Raw genomic sequence first — 20,903 nt, forward strand, 5'->3', positions numbered from 1 at the left:
CAAGATGCTCGGGGCCTGTCTTTTTGTCGACGCCGGAAACGTTTGGGCCGATTTTGAATCGGTTAAATGGAAACACTACCACGGCGGCACGGGACTGGGCTTCAGGTTCTATACCCCGATCGGACCGGTCCGGCTGGACTACGCCATAAAGACCGATGGTAAAATGGAGGTTAACGGCGGCCTGATATACATCAATCTGGGGCACGCCTTCTGATGCCGCATAAAACAAGAAAAATACTCATTACTGCATCCGCCGTCGCGATCCTGCTGATCCTTTTTGCCACCGCTCTTTATTTGAACAGCCGGCCATTCAAGGATAAGCTTAAAATCAAGGCCGATGTTACCCTGTCCGAGGTTCTGGGACGGGAGTTCACCATAGACAGCGCCAGCGTCCAGCTGCCGATGAACATCGTGCTGTACGGCCTGAAACTGGCCTCGGATGACTCACTGAAGAACGGAATGATGCTGGATGTCCCAAGGATCAAAGTGGTCATTCATCCCTGGGTCTCTTTGACCAAAAGAAAGATCGCCATCAACCGGGTGGGCGTTTACGATGCCCGGGCCAGGCTGATCCGGCATCCTGACGGCAGCTGGAATTTTTCCGGCCTGTTCAAAGCAGATCCCGCCAAACCCAAGGGGAAGACGAATTTCCCGCCATTGGAGATCTCCGCCGTCGAGATCAGCAACTTAAAGGTGATGGTCAGCCCCGGACCGGATTCCCAGCTGGTGGAAAAAGTAAACCTGGCAGCGGCTTTAAAGATGGGCGGACCCAAATTATCACTTGACCTAAAGGAACTCAGCGCCTATATTCCGGATCGCAAGTTATCCCTGAACAAGGGAAAAGGTCTGCTGGCCATCAATGGGGATACGGTCAAACTGGAGGGGTTCGGGCTTGACCTGGGTTCCAGCCGCCTGGAACTAAGTTTATGGCTGGATGGAAAAACCAGGCAGTATGACCTGTCCCGGGCCAAGATTGATCTTAATCTGGCCGATGTGGCCAAGCTGGCCAGGATCAAGGGAGGGGATTTTAGCGGACAGCTGATCATCACTGCCGGCGGAAAGGGCAGTTTTGACCAACCGTCGGCAAAGCTGGAGATCCGGTCAGCGGCCTGCTGTCTAAGCGGCGTGCGACTGGACCGCCTGAACACCAGGCTGAGTTTCAAGGATCAGATCCTGTCATTGAATGAAATTGAACTGGTCTCCGGCCAGGGCTCGGTAACTGGCGAAGGCCAGTTGGACCTGAACGCCAGGGACTACGCACTGCAGTTGGCTCTAAGCCGGGTGGACCTGGGAACAATGCTGCCGATGGCAGGCCAGGCCGTGAAAACCAACATCAACGGCAGCTTTAAACTTCAGGGCCAGGGGCTGGAAACTAAAAAGATCAAGGCCCGGGCCGATCTGGTCTTGAACCGCAGCTCGGTGAATGATATCCCGGTGGACGAACTCCGCTGTTTTGTACGGGCAGAGGGAACCGACATCGCCATTGACCAGCTAAGGCTGCGGAGCGGGCAGGCCCAGTTGGAGATCAAAGGCGATATTTACAAGGAAGCCATCAGTCTGGAACTGGAGACCGACGAGATCGATCTGGCCCAATTCGGTCCTTTGTTCGGGCTGAAGGACCTGGCCGGCCGCCTTAGTTTCAACGGCCTGGTATCCGGGGCCACCAGGGACCCGGATGTCATCGGGTCATTCCGTTTGAAGGAGGCCGGGTTGGCCGGGGTCAGCTGTCTGTACTTTGACGGCAATATGTCGGTAAAGTCCGTTGCCAAAAGCCCGCTGGGTGACGGTAAATTCACCCTGACCGGCATTGAGATCGGCAAACAGAGCATTGAAAAAATTGAAATGAAAGCGGAGCTAAGGGGCCTGGATTGGGGAGGTTTCGGGATCCATGTGATCAAGGATAGCTTGACCGAAGGATTGATAAACGGCCGGGTGGAGATGGCAGGGAAAAACCTGTCTTTGGTGATATACAAGCTGTTTTTCAATTCCGGATATCAGGTCATTGCCAACAGCCAGCCCCTGGCGGTGGATATCAAGTCCGGAGTGATAGACCTTAAGCCGGGCAAACTGATAGTGGGCCGGGGCAGTCTGCTTTTCTCGGGGAATTACAAAAGCAATAAGGATTTTCAGGTAAACGTCAAGGGCCAGGACATAGACAGCCGGAGGATCCTGGAGCTGATGCAGCTGGACAAGACAGTCCACGGCCTGCTGGATTTTGAACTGGAAGGGTCCGGCAACCTGGCCTCTCCCAGATACTCCCTTAAACTGAACGTGGGGAATCTCCGCTTTGAGCAGTTCACCGCCGACAACCTGTCGCTGGATGCGGCTTATGACGATCAAATTGTCCGGTTGAACCGCCTGGCCATTACCCGTTACGGAAGTGTTTCTGAGCTCTCAGCCAGAGTTCCGCTTAACCTGGCAGTTGGTCCGGAGATGGGAAAACTGCTGGACCGGCCGATGGAAGGGCAGGTCAACCTGAGGGACATAGGTACCTGGGCTTTTTTCCCCATGGCGGAATTCCTGAGTGTTTATGAAGGCCGGATCGACCTTTCGGTTGCCCTTTCCGGGACGCCATTCAAACCACTGCTCAACGGGGACCTCACCATAGACCGGGCCAAGATGGTGCTGCGGCCCTTCGGCATGTATCTGCACGATGTGACGGCCCGGGCCCATTTCAACGCCGACAGCTTGGTGGTCGACAAAATCTCCGCCATTACCGAAAATAAGGGCAGGGTGGAGATCCAGCGGGGCGAGATCCTGCTGGAAAGGTTCATTCCCACCAAGATGTATTTTCTGATCACCACCCGGGAAGCCCCCATCCGCAATATACCATTCATCGAAGCCAATGTGGACGCCCGGATCGAGATCAATGGGACGGTAAATCACCCCAAGATATCCGGAGATGTCAAGGTCAACACCGCCCTGATCTCCATGCCATTTGCCCCGGCCGAGGAGCCGCCCCCGCCCGACAAGGAACCAAAGCCCATGGACCTGGACCTGGCCATCACCGGCCCCCAGGGCATCTGGCTGCGCAATGCCGACGCCGACATCGAGTTGAAGATTGACAACCTCAATGTCCGGATGCAGCAAAATCTGTTATTCCTGTCAGGACGGCTGGAGACCATCCGAGGCACCTACCGGTTTGTGGATCGCAAGTTTGACATTTCTTCCGGCGGCCAGCTGACCTTTACCAACGCTGCTCTTATCAATCCGGAGCTTAACCTGTCCGCCCAGACCACCGTGGATCAGCCAACTCCCGAGGGCGGCACCAGCAAGATATTGATACTTCTATCAATCCAGGGCACCGCCCTGCAGCCCAAGCTGTCATTCAGCTCCGAGCCTTCAATGTCCGAACAGGACATTCTGACCATGGTCTCGGTGGGCCGCAAACTGGACGACCAGAACGGCGGCGGGGATCTGACCGGCCAAGTGACCCAGCGGGGGGTGGATTATTTAAGCAACATGCTCTCGGGCATCATCCAGAAGAACACCGGCATGGTGGATGTGGTGAGGATGAAGACATATCTGACCGGTGAAGAAAAGGGCGCCCAGGTGACCCTGGGCAAATATGTCACCCGCAATGTTTTTGTCAGCTACTCCCAGGGTCTTTCCGCCAACCTCTCCACCGAGTTCACCGCCGAATACCTTTTCGGGGCCCGCAGCGCCGTTGTGGCCAAAAAGGATGACAAGGGAAAGTTCAACCTGGGGCTAAGGATGAAGTTCAAATACTGAGCAGAAGTATCTGTTTTGCCACCAAGGCACAAAGTCACTAAAAAACTGAGATTTGGTATCCGCCGTATAGGTACAATGTAAAAAGGCAGTAAAATTTATTAGTAACCCAGGAAATCACGAAATCCTTCCTGTTTTCATGGTTTCCTTATTGTATCCGGTTTACCCGGGATAGGAGAAAGATGAGTAGAAATATCATTTTAATCCAGGCCTTGCTGGCGCTTAGTACGGCGTCGCTTAATGCCTCGGTCATCGACTGGCAAAGCTACCAGGGGCCGATGGTGGGTGCCAGGGCGGTGTCTTTGGCCGGCTGCGTGGCGGGGATAGACAACGATCCGTCGGTGATACATTGGAACCCGGCCCAGCTTTCATCATTGCTTTGGCCGATGTTCACTTTGAATTACACCCATTCTTCCGGTCTTTTGTCCGACCCGCTGACCTCAGGGCACAAACGGCTCAATTATCTGGCCATGGCTACCAAGGGAATGGGCTTGTCCTGGCGCTCACTGGTCCGGCATGCCGGGGAAACGGTGACGGATTCGGTCAGCAGTTATCTACGTTACGGAGTGGATGAGTTTGCCCTGGTTTTGGGCCAAAGGGACGAGTTGAATCCCAACACCGCCATGGGACTGACCGCCAAGGTTCTTTGGGGCCGGATGCTGGAGATCACCCAGATCAAATGTCCCACCGATACTTTTTGGACCAAGGCCCGGTATATAGATGAGAACAGCATCGGCTACGGGATTGACCTGGGGTTTTACGGCAATTACAGGAATCTGAAGATCGGAGCGGCCGGCCAGAATATATTGGGCAAAGTATACTGGAAGAATGTTGAGGATGACAAACTTAAGCCCAAGTTGTGGCTGGGCGGGGCCATCGTCACCGACAAACTGCCGAAAATATCAGGTTCCCTGGAAAAATTCCTGGGCAGCGGAACCCCACAGTTCCGCTATTCCCTGGCAGGGGAATACAAGTATGTGATACCAGGCTATGGCGCAGTTTCCGGACGTTTGGGTTACAGCCGGATATTCAAAGCCGCCAAGGAGGACTATGTCTGGACCGGGGGAGTGGGTTATTTGTATAAGAAGTTCTTGATAGACGGTGCGGTGGTCAATACCCTGGATCTGTCTACCAATAAATGGCAGCAGTCATTTATTGGCGCGGTCAGTGTATATATGGAATAGCTCCGTAAACATCAGAAAAGCCGCCTGTTCCAGGCGGCTTTTCTATTTTATGGGGGACTCTTGACAAGACACCAAATTAATAGTATAATGACCGACCAGTCAGTCATATTATGAACCGTACGGGACGAATGAAAGATTACATCATAAACACCGCCGCTTCCACAGTGGAAGCTCTATACCGCTTTTTTGCCTTTCACTGGGAAGTGGCCAAAAGGCTGGTCCGGCCGCCGTATTACCCCAAACTGATCTGGGAGCAGATGGACCGGGTGGGGGTGGACTCCCTGCCGATCGTGGTGCTGACCTCGTTCTTCACCGGGTTCGTGCTGGCCTTCCAGATCGGCTACGCCCTGATGCGCTTCGGGGCCAAGCTCTATGTCGGCGGCATCGTCTCGGTCTCGCTGGTTCGGGAACTGGGTCCGGTGCTGATCTCCCTGGTCTTCGCCGGGCGGGTGGGGGCGGGCATCACCGCCGAGCTTGGCTCGATGCAGGTCTCGGAGCAGATAGACGCCATGCGGGCTCTGGCCACCGATCCCATCCGGAAGCTGGTGCTGACCAGGTTCTTTGCGACGGTGATCATGCTGCCCATCCTGGTGGTGGTGGGCGACCTGATCGGGATACTGGGCGGGATGCTGGTCAGCGTGATGAACCTGGGGCTGACGGCCAACTTTTACCGGACCTCGGTGGTCAATTCCCTGGTCTTCAACGACCTGATCAGCGGTTTCATAAAACCCATAGTGTTCGGGGGGATGGTTGCCATCGTGGCCTGCTACTTTGGCCTTAACGCCCGGGGCGGAACCAAGGGGGTGGGCGACGCGGTGACCCGTACGGTGGTGGTCTCCTCGGTGCTGGTCTTTTTGCTGGATGCCTTCATCACCAAGGTGCTGTTCCTGCTGGGAATGTAAACTTTGGCGCTGACTAACCACAATCCGGTAGCCAATGGGGAATATTGAATACTGAATACTGAATACTGAATACTGAACAGAATGAAATTAATGATCGAACTTTTCGACATCCATAAATCATTTGAGGGCAAACCGGTCTTAAACGGGGTCAACCTCAAGATAGACCAGGGAGAGACCCTGGTGATACTGGGCCGTTCCGGATGCGGCAAGAGCGTGACCCTGAAGATCATCCTGCGGCTTATCAAGCAGGACCAGGGGCGGATAGTGATAGACGGCGAGGATACCACCGATTACACCGAGGAGCAGATGCTGCCCCTGCGGAAAAAGATCGGGATGCTTTTCCAGGGGGCGGCCCTGTTCGACTCCATGAACGTCAAGGAGAATGTAGCCTACCCCTTACGGGAACATTTGAAGCTATCTGAAGCTGAGATCTCCGAAAAAGTGGCCCAAGCCCTCAGTTTTGTGGAACTTTCCGGGACCGAACAGACCATGCCCTCGGAACTTTCCGGAGGCATGAAGAAGAGGGTGGCCCTGGCCCGGGCCATTGTGCTGGATCCCCGCTATATGTTCTACGACGAGCCCACCACCGGGCTGGATCCGCTGACCTCCCGCAAGATCAATGAACTGATCAACAAACTGAAGGATGAACACAAGGTGGGCTCCATTGTGGTGACCCACGAAATTGCCAACGCCTTCAAAGTGGCCGACCGCTTTGAGGTGATCAAGGACGGCGGGATACTTTTCTCCGGCACCTCCAACGAGCTCAAGGGCTCCAAACTAAAATTTGTCCAGGACTTCATTAAAGGGGGAACGATCGAAAATGCCAATCAATAAACTGTCCCACGAATTCAAAGTCGGCCTGCTGATAACCGTGGGCCTGGCGGTGGCCCTGGTGGCCGTGCTTTCGGTGGGAGAACGCCAGGGGCTGTTGAAACAGCGCTATTATCTGAACGCCAGGTTCGACGACGTCAGCGGATTGCAGGAGGGGGCCCCGGTGAGGGTCTCCGGGTTCCAGGTGGGAGTGGTCAAGAGCATTGCCCTGGTGGAGGTCGGCGGCCGTCAAAAAGTGGAGGTCCGCTTAAGGATAGAAAAACAGGCCCAGTCTCGTATCCGCCAGGGCTCCAAAGCCAAGATCAGCAGCATGGGGCTGCTGGGCGACAAGTTGGTGGAGATCGTACCGGCTTCGATCGATAAACCAATTTTGAACAATAACGAGGAACTGCCGACCATCGCCGTTATGCCGCCCGAGGAGATCATGGGCAAAGTGGCCGAGATCACGGATACCCTCAATTCCGCGGCAATCTCGCTTAATATCGTAATGAAGAAAATAGCAATGGGCACCGGGACCCTGGGCAAGATGATAGATGATCCCCGGCTGTATACGAACCTTGATTCTGTCATGGTCAGCATGAACCATCTGATATTGCTGATCAAGAGCAGCAAGGGGACCATCGGCAAGCTGATGAACGATCCAGCCATGTATAACAATCTTAATCAGACCATGTCCAACATCAACACCATCTCCGACAGCCTCAAACGGGGCCAGGGTACTTTGGGCAGGTTGATAAGGGAGCCGGAGCTGTTCAACACCCTGGACTCTACGTCCCAGCGGCTTAGCCTCATCCTGAACCGGATGGAGAAGGGCGAGGGGAACCTGGGCTAACTGTCCAAGGATGAGGTCATGTACAAGAATATGAAGGAAACATCGGAAGAATTGAACCAGCTCATCAAGGATATAAAAAAGGATCCCAAAAAATATTTAGGCATCAGCGTGTTTTAGCCTTAATCCCTATGCCGGGTACGGCAAAGGCACTCCTTCATCAAATCCAAAAAATTACAGGTTATTATGGAAAACATACCACGCAAGGAACGGGAACGGCAGGCCAAAAAACAGGATATCCTGAAGGCCGCCCGTGAGGTGTTCGCCCAGAAGGGCCTCCACGCAGCTACTCTTGATGAGATCGCCGAGAAAGCCGAGTTTGCCAAGGGCACGCTTTACGGATATTTCCAGAGCAAGGATGATCTGTTCGCCTCCATGCTGGAAGAGGAACTGATCAAATTTGAACAATGCATCATCCAGGTGTTGAACCTGCCGCTTGCTCCTGCTTCCAAGGTGGAAAAATTGGTCAAGACCATGTTGCTGGCCTTTGAGCAAAACGAAGATTTTTTGAGGCTGCTAAGCAAGGAGCGTCCCGGGATGTCCAATATTCAGGTGGGTGAAAAGATGATGGATCATTTTAAAACCCTGACCAAGCTGGTTTCGGGCATGGTAAAAGACGGTATCAAGGAGGGGGTCTTTGCCCCCAAGGATCCGGTCCGGACCGCGATGGCTTTGTTCAATCTGGTGCACGGTTCGGCCATGAGCTCGCTGTTGAATCATAAGAAGATCAACGACCCCGAAGAAGCCAAATTTCTGACAGATCTTTTCCTGAACGGGATAAAGTCATAAACTGAAAAACAAAATTAGGAAATATAGGAAGCAAAGGCAAAGGATTTAATATGAAAAAAGGCATATTGCTCTTAACCGGGCTGTCGCTTTTCCTGACGGCCGCAGTGGCCGAAGATTATACCCTGCAGCAGGCAGTGGAAATTGCGCTGAAGAACAACCCGTCCATCCAGGTCTCACGGGAAAAGATCACCGCTGCCCAGGGGCAGATGGAAACGGTCCGGGGAAATCTGGTTCCCCAGATCTCGGCTTCGGGCAGCATGGTGCGTCTCAACAGCCTGATCGATATGAAAATGGGACAAACCTACTATCTTCCGGTGCTGGACGGCACCCACACTCCCACCGAAGACGTGGTGCCGATGGCCAGCGCTTCCATCACTTCCGACAAGATAGGAAATACTTATTCCGGCAAACTCACCGCCAGCTGGCCGATCTACACCGGGGGCAGGATCTGGCAGGGTTTTCAGATCACCCGTCTTAACCTGAAAGCGGCCTCCGAGTCATATGACAGTGCCAAAGCGGCGGTGGTCTTTACCGCCAAGCAGGCTTACTATGACCTGTTGCTGGCCCAAAGCGCCCTGGCCGTCACCAGGGAAGCGGTCTCCTCCATAGAAAAACACGTGGATCGGGTCAGGGCCCTGTATCAGAACGGAATGGTCTCCCGCTACGACCTGCTGCGGGCCGAGGTCCAGCTGTCCAACCTGCAGCCCCAGCTTATCCGGATGCAGAACGCGGTCGACCTGTCCCGGCAGGCCTTTAACATGGCCTTGAACCGCAAACTGGAAGCCCCGGTGACATTATCCGACTCGATGGAATATTTCACGGTGGAGATCGACAGCGCCTCGTTAGTGGCCAAGGCCCTTGACCTGAGGCCGGAATACCGTTCCCTGGCCCTGCGCCAGAAAATGGTGGAGAAGGCCAAATTGATCTCCTACTCCAGCTATCAGCCCACCGTGGCCCTGTTCTCCGACTATTCCTACAGCAAGGGTTCCGGGTTCTCATCCGGCGACGAGTGGAACAAGAACTGGGATCTGGGGGTCTCCGCCAGCTGGCCGCTGTTCGACGGCGGTTCCGGGCTGGGAAAGATCAAGGAGGCCCGGGCCAATGCCCGGCAGCTGCATCTGGTAAAACAGCAGGTTGAAGACTGGATCCGGCTGGAGGTCTCGGCCGGATACCTGACGCTGAAGGCCAGCGAAAAGACAATATTCTCCCAGCAGCTTTCGGTGGGCCAGGCCGAAGAGGCGCTGAAGATAGCCAAGGCCCGCTACGAGAGCGGCCAGGCCACCAACCTTGACGTGCTGGACGCACAGCTGGCCCTGACCCAGGCCCAGACCAACCGGATCCAGGCGGTGCACGATTATCTGGTTTCCCTGGCCAAACTGGAGAAGGCAGTGGGGGCGGCGCTTAGGTAAGGGTTTCCCTTGGACCATTTCCCCTGCCACAAAGACACAGAGACACAAAGGGATTTTTTATAAATATTGTCGCAAAGTTATTTACTCATTAATTATATTTCGTGCATTTAGTGGGCAAAAGAAATTAACATAAAACAAAGAATATACTGTACAAGGAGCAAGGTTCATTCATGAAGGGCAAGATCATCCTCATCGCCATAGCCGCTTTGATTGCCGTTTTCGTAGGTTTCAAAGTAATGCGGTCGGCGGCCGGCAAAAAAGAGGCAACTGAGCAAGTAAAAAAATTCCCGGTGGAAGTGCTGACCATCGTTCCCTCTGATTATGACGAGACCATCAACCTCTCCGGCACCATGATGGCCGAGAATCAGACCGAGGTTCCGGCCAAGGTTCCCGGCAAGATCATCAAATACCTGCTGGAGGAAGGAGCCTGGGTGGAGAAGGGCCAGAGCGTGGTCACCATAGACCGGGACGAGATAGGGGTGGAGTTCAAGGAAGCCACGCTGGAAGCCCCCATCTCGGGCTGGCTCACCAAAAGGTATTTTGACACCGGGGCCCATGTGGCTCCGGGCATGCCCCTGTTCCAGATCGCCGATTATCACCAGGTCAAATTAGTGATCCAGATACCCGAGGCCGAGATATCACGGGTCAAGGTAGGGGCCGGAGCCCAGATCTCGATAGACGCCTGGCCGGACCAGAAATTCTACGGCTCGGTCAACCAGATGTCCCCCACTGTGGATTATTTAAGCCGCACGATCAGGGCCGAGGTCGCCATCAAGAATCCCGGGATGAAGATCCGTCCGGGGATGTACGCCCGGGCCAGGATCAACATCCAGCGTCATGTAAAGGCCATCGTCATACCTACCACCGCCATCATCGAACGGGAGACAGGCTCAATGGTATTTGTGATGGAGAACGGCCAGGCTTCAGCCCGGCAGGTCTCGGTGGAACTGGACATGGGCGAAACCAGTTCAATCAAGTCGGGCCTGTCGTTCGGCGATAAACTGATAGTGGCAGGCCAGCACTCCGTGGCCCAGGGTTCCGCAGTGGAGCTGGTGGGGGGCAAATAACCATGATACTTGCAGAATTTGGCATCAAGCGACCGGTAACGGTCTTCATGATCTTCATCGGGATCACCATCATCGGGCTGGTGGCCATGATCAATCTGAACATCGACCTTCTGCCCGATATGTCCTTTCCCATCGTGGCGGTGATGACCGATTACCCTGGGGTGGGCCCGGCCGAAGTGGAGGCCATGGTCAGCCGTCCCATGGAGAGCGTGGTCAGCATGGTGCGCAACGTCAAGAACGTGCGCTCCACCTCCAAGGAAGGCTCCTCCATGATCACCCTGGAATTTGACTGGGGCACCGACATCGACGCCGCGGCCATAGACGTCCGGGAAAAGATCGACCTGGTAAAGTCCCATCTGCCGGCCGGGGTACAGAACCCCACCATCGTCAAATTTGACCCGGCCCTGATGCCGGTAATGGTGGTGGGCGTTTCCAGCCCCCGGGGAGTCTCCGAGCTGCGCCAGTACTGCGACGACAACCTTAAGGACCGGCTGGCCCGGATCCCGGGGGTGGCCGCGGTAACGGTGCAGGGCGGCCAGGACCGTCAGATCCAGGTCAACATCGACCGCACCCGGATGGAGGCTCTGGGCCTTTCCTTTGACCAGGTGGGCATGGCCCTGATGGCCTCGAACCTCAATCTCCCCGGCGGGCACTTGAAAAGCGGACAGTTGGATTTTTTGATCCGGATCCCGGGCGAGTTCAAAAGCGTGGAAGAGATATCCTCCACTGTTATCGGCAACAAGGGCGGAACCCCGGTCTACCTGAGGGACATCGCCAAAGTTGAGGACAGTTTTACCGAAATGGACACCGAGACCAAGCTCAACGGCCAGCGCTCGGTGGTGCTGGTCATCCAAAAGCAGTCGGGCTCCAACACCGTGGCGGTCAGCGATAAGATCCAAGCCAAGCTTAAGGAACTACAGAAACAGGTTCCATCGGACATCAAGCTGGGGGCGGCTTTCGATTCGGCCCAGTTCATCCGGGGGTCCATCAAAAGCCTGCAAACCGAGGCCATTGGCGGATCCCTGCTGGCCATACTGATCATACTGCTGTTTCTGCGCAACTTCTCCAGCACCCTGATCATCTCCTTGTCCATACCGTTCTCCATCATCGTCACCTTTGTGCTCCTCTACTTCCGCAACATGACCCTGAATATCATGACCCTGGGCGGTCTGGCTTTGGGGGTGGGGCGGCTGGTGGATGATTCCATAGTGGTGCTGGAGAACATTTACCGCCACCGGGAGGCCGGGTACAGTCCCAAGGAAGCGGCCCTGAAAGGCTCCGACCAGGTGGCCATGGCGGTGTTGGCGGCCACCATCACCACCATCGTGGTCTTTTTACCGATAGCTTTTGTCTCCGGCATCGCCGGAGTGTTGTTTCGTCCCATGGCTTACACCGTGTCTTTCTCCCTGATCGGCTCATATTTCGTCTCCATGATGCTGCTGCCGCTGTTGACCAGCCGCTTCCTTAAACTTGAAAAACACGATGCCGTCAAGACTGAATATTCCTGGTGGAAACGGATGCTGGAGAAGATAGGGCAGTGGCTGAACGGGTTGGATGATGTTTACCAAAAGGCATTGACCTGGTCCCTGTCCCATAAAAAGGCGGTGATGGGTATCACCCTGGGGGTGGTGGTGGCCAGCCTGTCGCTGTTTTTCTTCATTGATTCCGAGTTCATCCCCTCCAGCGACGAGGGGGAGTTCACCATCAACCTGACCATGCCGGTGGGCACCTCTTTCACTCAGACCGGCGTCATCATGAAGAGGATGGAGGGCATCATCAAGACCGAGGTTCCCGAGGCCCGCACGATGTATACCACCTTTGGGGCCGGCGAGGGCATGCGCAAGGCCATGGGCAGTTCCGGGCCCAATGTCGGCGCCATACAGGTGAAGATCGGGCCGCGGGCCGAGAGGAGCCGCAGCGTGGACCAGATCCTGAACCTGCTGCGCCAGAAGTTCTCCGTCATTCCCGATGCCCAGATGGTGTTCCTATCCGGCAGTCTGATCTCACAGATAATGAGCATGGGCTCCGGCGGGGCGATCCAGGTGGACATCCAGGGCTACAATCTGGAGACCTCCAAGAAACTGGCGGAACAGATCAAAGGGATAATGGCTTCGGTCCAGGGCACCCGTGACGTCAGCGTCAGCCGCAAGGAGGGCATGCCTGAGCTGCAGGTGATTGTGGACCGCGACAAGGCGGGAGCTATGGGCCTTACAGTTTACCAGGTGGCCTCGGCGGTGGAGACGGCCTTCAAGGGCAAGACGGTCACCCGTTTCCGCGACAGCAAGTTCGGAAAGGAATACGATGTGGTGGTCCGTTTCCAGGAAAGCGACCGTTCCCAGATCCCGGACATCAAGAACCTTAAAGTGATGAGCCCGACTGGTCAGTTGGTGCCGGTCTCCAATATCGCCAGGATCCAAAAGGCTTTTGGCCCGGTGGACATCAGCCGCAAGAACCAGCAGAGGATTGTCTCCGTTACCGCCAACGCCACCGGCCGGGCCATCGGGGCCATCAACGGCGAGCTGGCCGAAAAGATAGGAAAGATAAGCATTCCCGAGGGCTTTACCGTGGAGGTGGGCGGCTCGGCCAAGGACATGGCCGACAGCTTCACCAGCCTGTTCTACGCCACTTTACTGGCCATCATGCTGGTTTACATGGTGCTGGCCTCGCAGTTCGAATCCCTGCTGGATCCTTTCGTCATCATGTTCTCGGTGCCGTTGGGGATCGTGGGCGTGATCTGGGGGCTGTTCCTGACCGGGATCAATTTCTCGGTGATAGCCTTCATCGGCGTCATCATGCTGGTGGGGATCGTGGTCTCCAACGCCATCCTGCTGGTGGACTATGCCAATGTCTTGCGAAGAGAGGGCCTGGCCCTTTACCAGGCAGTGATCAAGGCCGGTCATACCAGACTGCGCCCGATATTGATGACCACTTTGACCACCATCGTGGGCATGATACCGATGGCTCTGGGGATAGGCGAAAGCTCGGAGACCTACGCCCCGCTGGCGGTTTCGGTGATAAGCGGCCTGACGGCCTCCACCGTGCTGACCTTGATCTTCGTTCCCACGCTGTATGTGTTGTTTGAGGAGAGGTTGAAGAGGAATAAGACTCAATAAATATTAGCCGCCAAAAGCACCATTGCAGCGTATGAAATTTGCGTAATTGGATCAATCATCAGATATTAACAGATAACCAGGCTATTGGAGGGACACGGAGGACCGTGTCCCTATTTTTTATTTATGCCAAAAACCCGCAGGGATAATGTATCTATTGTTCCTGCGCTGTTATACCTGAAGGTCTGTCCGTCAAAGCAGCCCGATTTATGGTGATTGATGATTTGCGTTGGCCAAATAACCATTTTTTTCAATTTAACTATTGACTTCTTTTCAAAAAAGCGATAAACTGGTAAGGATTATATATTCCAGCCAGTTATAAAAATTGAGACCGCTATGACTGAAAAAATTGCATCGGAAGAAAAGGTCATTTTTAACCTGGGAAGTGAAAAGTTTGCACTTGGCACCGAACAGGTTAAGTCCATTGAGGAGATGCAGGACATCATTCCTGTGCCGCTGGCTCCGCCCTATGTCACCGGCCTGATCAACCTGCGCGGGGCCATAGTGGCAGTGGTGGATCTCCGCCAGAGGCTGGGCCTGGCCAACATCGAGAACGGCCGGGACATGGTGATCCTGATAGTAGAGCATAACGGAGAGGACGTGGGGCTGATAGTGGACCGGGTGCAGAGCGTGGAAACATCTCAATTACAGCCACAGCCGGTGCCGGAGGCGGTAACCAAGACAAAATCCGGCAGGTTCTACCAGTCTATCCTGGGGTCCAGGGACGAGAAAGTAGTGATTTTAAATTTAGATAAAATTTTAGCATTGGAGGAGAAATAAATGGGGCACAGGGTTTTAGTGGTAGATGACGCCATCTTCATGCGCACCATGATCTCGGACATCCTCAAGAAGGGGGATTTTGAGGTCTGCGGAGAGGGCGCAACCGGGGCCGAGGCGGTGGAGCAGTACAAAAAGCTCAAGCCCGACCTGGTGATCATGGACATCATCATGCCGGACATGGGCGGCATCGAGGCGGTCAAGGCCATCATGCAGATCGATCCCAACGCCAGGGTCTTGATGTGCAGCGCCATGGGCCAGCAGGCCCTGGTGGTGGAAGCCATCCAGGCCGGGGCCCGGGATTTTGTGGTCAAGCCGTTCCAGCCCAGCCGGGTGCTTGAAGCCGCCCGCCGGGTGCTGCAGATCAGCTGATCACAAAAATCAAAGGCCGGAGAACCGGGGGCAAAACCCCCTGGTTAGTTTTGGCCTTTTGAGAATTAATGGTCATATAGACAGTCTGCAGTAAAGATGGACACTACCAAATATAGAGATCTTTTTGTCTCTGAAACCCGGGAGCATCTGGTCAGCCTCAACCGGGCTCTTTTGGCATTGGAGAAAAACCCGGACGATCCGGCCCTGCTGGACGAGATCTTCCGCTCCATGCACACCATCAAGGGCATGGCCGGATCCATAGGGCAGGACCAGATCGCCGAACTGGCCCACAAGGCCGAAGATCTTTTGGACCGGCTGCGCAAGCGCCAGCTTAAGCTGGCCCAACCCCAGGTGGACGCCATCTTCGAATCCATCGACTACCTGGAAAGCGCGGTGGCCGAGCTGGCTGCCGGACGGGATCCCCAGAAGAACCTGAAACAGCAGGGGGCCGAACTGGCCAAAAAGATCGAGGCGCTGGCGGCCGCCCCCCAGGCCGCAAGAACTGAAGCCCCATCCAATGTTTCCGGCGGCAATGATTTTTCACGGATCAATCCCTTAAAGACGGCCGATTCCTTCGTCTACAAGGTCCGGGTGCTTTTGGAAGCCGACGTGGCCCTGAAATCGGCCCGGGCCTTTTTGGTGATGCATACCCTGGAGCAGTTCGGCAAGATCGCCTATACCGTGCCCGAACGGCGCGACCTGGAGGCCGAGCGCTTTGACCGGGGTTTCTCGGTGTTCTTCGTCACCCCCATGCACAGCGAAAAGGAGATCAAGGCGCGGATCGGCTCCAGCGAGATCGAGGACATCGAGATCGAAGAAGTGGTGGAGGAGACCGAGGAGGAAGCGGTGGAGCGCCGCACCGTCAGCGCCTTTACCCAGCTGGCCCAGGAGCGCCCCCGGGAGGTCAAGGTCTCCACCGCCCGGTTGGACAAACTGATGAACCTGGTGGGCGAACTGGTGGTCTGGAGGGAGCGGCTTAAACAGCTGGCCCAGATGTCCCAGAACGTTTTGATCCAGGACAGCGTGGACCAGGTGGCCCAGATCACCTCCGAACTGCAGCACCAGGTGCTGGCCTCGCGGCTGGTGGCCATGTCCGAGATCTTCGACCGCTTTCCCCGGGTGGTGCGGGACGCCGCCAAGGTGCTGAACAAGGACATAGATTTCAAGCTGGAAGGCCGGGAGCTGGAGATGGACCGCTCCATCCTCCAGATGCTGGCCGAGCCGCTGGTGCACCTGCTGCGCAATTCGGTGGACCACGGGATGGAGACCATGGCCCAGCGGGAGGCCCTGGGCAAGAGGAAGATCGGCTCGGTGACCCTGTCCGCCCAAAAGGTGAAGGACCAGGCCCTGATCATAGTGGAGGATGACGGACGGGGGATCGATTCCGAAAAAATAAAGCTGAAGGCCGTGGAAAAAGGCTGGGTCACTACGGAGCAGGCCTCCAAACTCAGCCAGAAACAGGTCTTCGATTTTTTGGCCCGGCCCGGATTTTCCACCGCCGAGAAGGTGACCGAGGTCTCGGGCCGCGGAGTGGGGCTGGATGTGGTCAAAAGCCGGATCGAGAGCATGGGCGGGAGCATCACCATAGAAAGCACCGCCGGCCGGGGATCCCGCTTTATGCTGAATGTGCCCCTAAGCCTGGCCATCATCCCCACCCTGCTGGTGGCTGCCAAAGATCAGGTCTACGCCCTGCCCATGTCCCAGGTGATGGAAACCTTTGAGCTTAAACCGGAGAACGTAAAGACCCTCCAGGGGAAAACGGCCGTGGTCTACCGCAGCCAGGCCATCCCGGTGCAAAGGCTTTCCCGGGCCTTAAAACTGGAAACGGAGGAAGGACCGATGGCCGGCCCCACGGTGGTGCTGGAACGGCAGGGCTCGTTTGCCGCCTACGTCATCGACCGGATGGTGGGCCAGCAGGAAATAGTGGTCAAGCCGCTTTCCCGGTTCCTTAACGCCAATAAGACCTTCAGCGGGGTGGCCATCAGCCGGGAGGGCCGTCCGATGCTGATAGTGGACGTCAACAATCTGGATGCCTGATTACTATAAACAATGAATGATCGGCTGTGACCAGTTGACGGAGATCAGAAAACTGAATACTGAATACCCAGCGTATAACAATCAACGAATAACAATTAACGAATAACGGTGATATAAAAATGGACGTCAGTCAGTTAAAAGCCATTCAGCTGGATGCGCTCAAGGAAGTGGCCAACATCGGGGCCTGCCATGCCGCCACCGCGCTGTCCGAGCTCACCTCCGAAAAAGTGATGGTCAATGTGCCGGTGATCAGGATCAACCCCATAGAGGAAGTGTTCAGCCTGGTGGCCAAACCCCACGAGGTGGTGGCCAGCGTGCTGATCTATTTCCTGGGCGACATGACCGGCCGGACCCTGCTGCTTTTCCCCCAGGAAGCAGCCTGGCACCTTACCGATTGCCTGATGCGCCAGCCTTTGGGCACCACCAAGAAGTTCGGGGAGCTGGAAGAATCGGCCCTCAAGGAAGTGTCCAATGTTTTGACCTGTGCCTACATGAATTCGCTCGGCGACCTGCTGGGGCTGGTGGTGGTGCCGTCGGTGCCCAGCATGGCGGTGGACATGGCCTCGGCGGTGCTGGAAACCGTATCCCTGGAGTTCTCCAGCGACAAGGACATGGTGGTCTGCATCGAGACCGAGTTTCGCTTTGTGGAAAAGAACACCACCCTCTACGGGTATTTTCTGCTGCTGCCCGACCCGGCCTCGCTGGAGGTGATCCTGAAGGCCATTCACCTGGGATAACACCTATTTCCCTGGAACAGACATGATTTACAGGATTTAATAATTTAAGGCCAATTATCCTTTCCCGGAAGGCAATTCCCTATATAGGCAACCGGTATCCCCATTCCCGAAAATTTAAGCATCAATCATCATTTCTTTATGGATTCCAACGCTCAAAATACAGCCGCCCTGATCAGCCCCGAAGAACAGGGGATCCTGCGCAGCTTCCGGTCCCGGCTGGATGCCAAGGACTCGGCGGCCCATAATAACCTGGGGGTGGTCTTCCACCACAAGGGAATGTTCGAAGAAGCCATCGAAGTGCTGGAGAAGGCCATCGAACTGGATCCCAAGAACGTGCTGGCCCGGCACAACCTGGAAGTGGTTTACCGCAAAAGCGGCTATTACGACCGGGAGATAGAACAGGCCAAAAAGAACATCGACCAGTCCGAAGATTTTTCCGCGCACTTCCGGCTGGCCGAGGCCCTGCGCAACACCGGCCAGTACAAGTCGGCCATTGAGCATTACCGCCAGGCCCTTAAACTTAAGTCCGACGATCTGCTGACCCATATCTACCTGGGTCTGACCCTGAAACAGCAGGGCCAGTTTGATGAAGCCGTTAAGGTCTATCAGGCGGCGCTCAAGGTCGACCCCCAGTCCTACGTGGCGCACACCGCCTTGGGAGAGATATTTTACAATCTGGGATTGCTGGAGCAGTCCATCTCCGAACTGCAGGAGGCGGTGACGATAAATCCCGACGGGGCCGAGGCCCACTTCCTGCTGGGTTTCACCTACGGTGAAAAGGGCCTGCTGGAGAAGGCCATCGAGGAATCGCGCAAGGCTATCGCCTTGAACCCCAACTACGCCCGGGCCCAGGCCAACCTGGGGATAGATTATTACAACCAGGACCTGCTGTCCGAGATCAAGCGCCATTCCGAAGACCAGCCCCAGGTGGCCCCTGACGGCTTCATGACCCATTACAACCTTGGCGTCGGTTTCAAGCGCAAGGGGCTTTTCAAGCAGGCCCTGACCGAATTTGAAAAGGCCATGGGAATGGGGCAGGAATCGGGTTTGGTCCACAAGGAGCTGGGCGAGGTCTATCTTTTGATGGGCCAGAACCAGCCGGCCATAGAAGCCAACAAGAAGGCTTTGGAGTTTGAACCCAGGAACCAGAAGATATACAACGATATCGGCCTGGCCTGCCACCGGCTGGGGATGTCCGACGACGCCATCCGCTGGTACCAGGGGGCCTTGGACCTGGACCCGGGTTATGCCATCAGCCTGAACAACCTGGGGATCGCCTACTTTTATCAGAACCAGCCGGAGCAGGCGGTGGATAAGGTCAAGCAGGCGGTGGCCTCGAACCCGCATTACAGCGACGCCCACTTTAACCTGGGCCTGTTGTCCGCCAAGGCCGGCAATGACGAGATGGCCATGAAGGAATACCTGGAGGTCTTAAAACTGAACCCCCAGTCGGTGCTGGCCCACAACAACATCGGCCTGCTTCATCTCAAAAAGAAAAATTATCCATTGGCCATAGAGGAACTGCAAAAAGCCATCGGGCTGGACGGCGGGTTTGCCGAGGCCCATTACAACCTGAGCTTCGCCCTGGCCGCCACCGAGCGTTACCAGGAATCGGTGGCCGCCTCCAAACAGGCCATGGAGCTGAAATCCTTCTACACCGGGGGCTCCTTTAAGCTGGGGATAGATTTCTTTGTGGAGAACCCGGACCTGCTGATACTGGAACAGTGGCAGGGATCTGGCCAGGAAAAGGGGACCACCGTCTCGTCCGACATCTTCGGCGGGGTGCTGGAGGACGCTTCCCTGCGGGCCAAGTCCACCAGATGGGAGGAACGGGAACTTCAATCCGACCTGCAGAAGCTCAAGGACCTTCAGGCCCAGGGCAACAACGCCGAAGCCAAGAAGCAGGCCAAGGCCATCATAGAACAGCAGCCCCAGAACCCGGAGGCTTTAAAGGCCCTGGCCGGGATAGCTTTGGATGAGAAGCAGGGGGCCGAGGCCGCGGTGCGTTATGAAGTGTTGATAAAACTTTTCCCCGGCCAGTCCGAATACATCACGGGATTAAGCAGGTCCTACCTGATGCAAAACCTACCTGATCGGGCTGTGAAGACGCTGGAGAACGGCCTTAACAATTCCTCCCAGACCACCGAGTTGCAGCTGGAGCTGGGGCGTCTCTACTTAAGCCTGAACCAGCATAAACCGGCCCAGCAGAGTTTTGAAAAGGCGCTGAAGGATGATCCGGGGAACATCCACCTTTATCTGGGACTGGGGCAGGCCTTTGAAGGGCAGGGTCAGCCCGAGGAAGCGGTGATGGCCTACCGCCAGGCCATCAACCTGTCGCCCAAGCTCCCCTACGGCTATCACCGGCTGGGGCTGCTGCTGCTGGCGGCGGGCAAACCGGAAGCCGCGGCCGAGGAACTGAAGAAAGCGGTGGTCAACAATCCCGCCCATTTGGAATCCCATCTGGCCCTGGGCGAGATCTACTTGAAACAGAACATCCTGGACAAGGCGGCGGTGGAGTTTGCCATAGCGGTGAAGATCGCCCCCAAAAGTTTTGAGGCCCGGCTGGGCCAGGCTTCCATGTTCGCCCGCACCGACAAGGCCGACCAGGCCTATGCCGTCTGCCAGGAGCTGATGACCTCCCACGGCGACCGGGCCGAGTTGTACCTGCTGATGGGAAAATTGCTGGCCCAGAGGGGAAAGACCAGGGATGCGGTGGAGGCCTGGCAGAAGGCGGTCAATTTCACCCATGATGAAGGCCTGCGGCAGCAGGCCACCAAGGCCATTGATGCGGCCCTGCAGTGGCAGGAAGTGGCGGGGTAGGGTCGATGCCGAAGGATCAAACCACGCCTGATATCCGCGGCATTCAGTACAACGTACAGTTCAAACCGCAGGCGGTAAAAGATATTAGAAGCCTAACTCCTCAGTTGAGCCAACGAATGTTGACACGCATCGAAGAAATGAGCGTTGGGTTGAAAGGCGATGTCAAGCGCCTGACTGGTTTTACTCACGAATACCGCTTGCGGGTAGGGGACTACCGGGTATTATTTGAACTGGCAGGGAAAACGATCATCGTTTACCGTATCCGGCATAGACGCGAAGTTTATCGTTAAAGGAGGTTACCATGAATACT

16 protein-coding genes are annotated in these 20,903 nt (G+C 55.7%); all 16 read left to right on the forward strand.

All coding sequences use genetic code 11. The annotated features are described in order from the left end of the window. Positions 1-214 (forward strand): BamA/TamA family outer membrane protein (locus Q7U71_01090; protein MDO9390352.1); only part of this gene is annotated, 214 nt, incomplete at its 5' end. Beyond that, positions 214-3,732: a translocation/assembly module TamB domain-containing protein gene (locus Q7U71_01095; protein MDO9390353.1), complete on the forward strand. Its 3,519-nt coding sequence runs from the start codon at positions 214-216 to the stop codon at positions 3,730-3,732. The genes Q7U71_01090 and Q7U71_01095, both read left to right, overlap by 1 nt. 179 nt (positions 3,733-3,911) lie before the next feature. Beyond that, on the forward strand, positions 3,912-4,913 hold the full coding sequence (locus Q7U71_01100; GenBank protein MDO9390354.1) for a hypothetical protein: 1,002 nt from the start codon (positions 3,912-3,914) through the stop codon (positions 4,911-4,913). Positions 4,914-5,041: 128 nt separating this feature from the next. Beyond that, complete coding sequence (locus Q7U71_01105; GenBank protein MDO9390355.1) at positions 5,042-5,815, forward strand: ABC transporter permease; 774 nt, start codon at positions 5,042-5,044, stop codon at positions 5,813-5,815. Between the two features lie 90 nt (positions 5,816-5,905). Then, the gene (locus tag Q7U71_01110) at positions 5,906-6,649 is read left to right on the forward strand and encodes an ABC transporter ATP-binding protein (GenBank protein ID MDO9390356.1); all 744 of its coding nucleotides are present in this window, start codon (positions 5,906-5,908) and stop codon (positions 6,647-6,649) included. Next, the gene (locus Q7U71_01115; GenBank protein MDO9390357.1) at positions 6,636-7,478 is read left to right on the forward strand and encodes an MlaD family protein; all 843 of its coding nucleotides are present in this window, start codon (positions 6,636-6,638) and stop codon (positions 7,476-7,478) included. The genes Q7U71_01110 and Q7U71_01115 overlap by 14 nt, the downstream gene beginning before the upstream one ends. 183 nt (positions 7,479-7,661) lie before the next feature. Then, positions 7,662-8,264 carry a TetR/AcrR family transcriptional regulator gene (locus tag Q7U71_01120; GenBank protein MDO9390358.1) on the forward strand — a complete coding sequence of 201 codons (603 nt, stop codon included), beginning with the start codon at positions 7,662-7,664 and terminating at the stop codon, positions 8,262-8,264. A gap of 50 nt (positions 8,265-8,314) precedes the next feature. Further along, a complete protein-coding gene (locus tag Q7U71_01125; protein ID MDO9390359.1) occupies positions 8,315-9,673 on the forward strand; it encodes a TolC family protein in 1,359 nt (452 codons plus the stop codon). Between the two features lie 170 nt (positions 9,674-9,843). After that, positions 9,844-10,740: an efflux RND transporter periplasmic adaptor subunit gene (locus Q7U71_01130; protein MDO9390360.1), complete on the forward strand. Its 897-nt coding sequence runs from the start codon at positions 9,844-9,846 to the stop codon at positions 10,738-10,740. 2 nt (positions 10,741-10,742) lie between these two features. Continuing rightward, the gene (locus tag Q7U71_01135) at positions 10,743-13,853 is read left to right on the forward strand and encodes an efflux RND transporter permease subunit (GenBank protein ID MDO9390361.1); all 3,111 of its coding nucleotides are present in this window, start codon (positions 10,743-10,745) and stop codon (positions 13,851-13,853) included. 333 nt (positions 13,854-14,186) lie between these two features. After that, the gene (locus tag Q7U71_01140; protein MDO9390362.1) at positions 14,187-14,630 is read left to right on the forward strand and encodes a chemotaxis protein CheW; all 444 of its coding nucleotides are present in this window, start codon (positions 14,187-14,189) and stop codon (positions 14,628-14,630) included. Beyond that, positions 14,631-14,999, forward strand: a complete 369-nt coding sequence (locus Q7U71_01145; protein ID MDO9390363.1) for a response regulator — start codon at positions 14,631-14,633, stop codon at positions 14,997-14,999. It begins immediately after the preceding gene. 96 nt (positions 15,000-15,095) lie between these two features. Further along, positions 15,096-17,036, forward strand: a complete 1,941-nt coding sequence (locus Q7U71_01150; GenBank protein MDO9390364.1) for a chemotaxis protein CheA — start codon at positions 15,096-15,098, stop codon at positions 17,034-17,036. Between the two features lie 119 nt (positions 17,037-17,155). Then, a complete protein-coding gene (locus tag Q7U71_01155) occupies positions 17,156-17,773 on the forward strand; it encodes a chemotaxis protein CheC (protein MDO9390365.1) in 618 nt (205 codons plus the stop codon). Positions 17,774-17,911: 138 nt separating this feature from the next. After that, the gene (locus Q7U71_01160) at positions 17,912-20,593 is read left to right on the forward strand and encodes a tetratricopeptide repeat protein (GenBank protein ID MDO9390366.1); all 2,682 of its coding nucleotides are present in this window, start codon (positions 17,912-17,914) and stop codon (positions 20,591-20,593) included. Positions 20,594-20,634: 41 nt separating this feature from the next. Then, complete coding sequence (locus tag Q7U71_01165; protein ID MDO9390367.1) at positions 20,635-20,883, forward strand: type II toxin-antitoxin system RelE/ParE family toxin; 249 nt, start codon at positions 20,635-20,637, stop codon at positions 20,881-20,883. Positions 20,884-20,903: the final 20 nt, after the last annotated feature.

Source organism: bacterium (assembly GCA_030655055.1).
In the GTDB taxonomy this organism is placed as follows: Bacteria; Edwardsbacteria; AC1; order AC1; family EtOH8; genus UBA5202.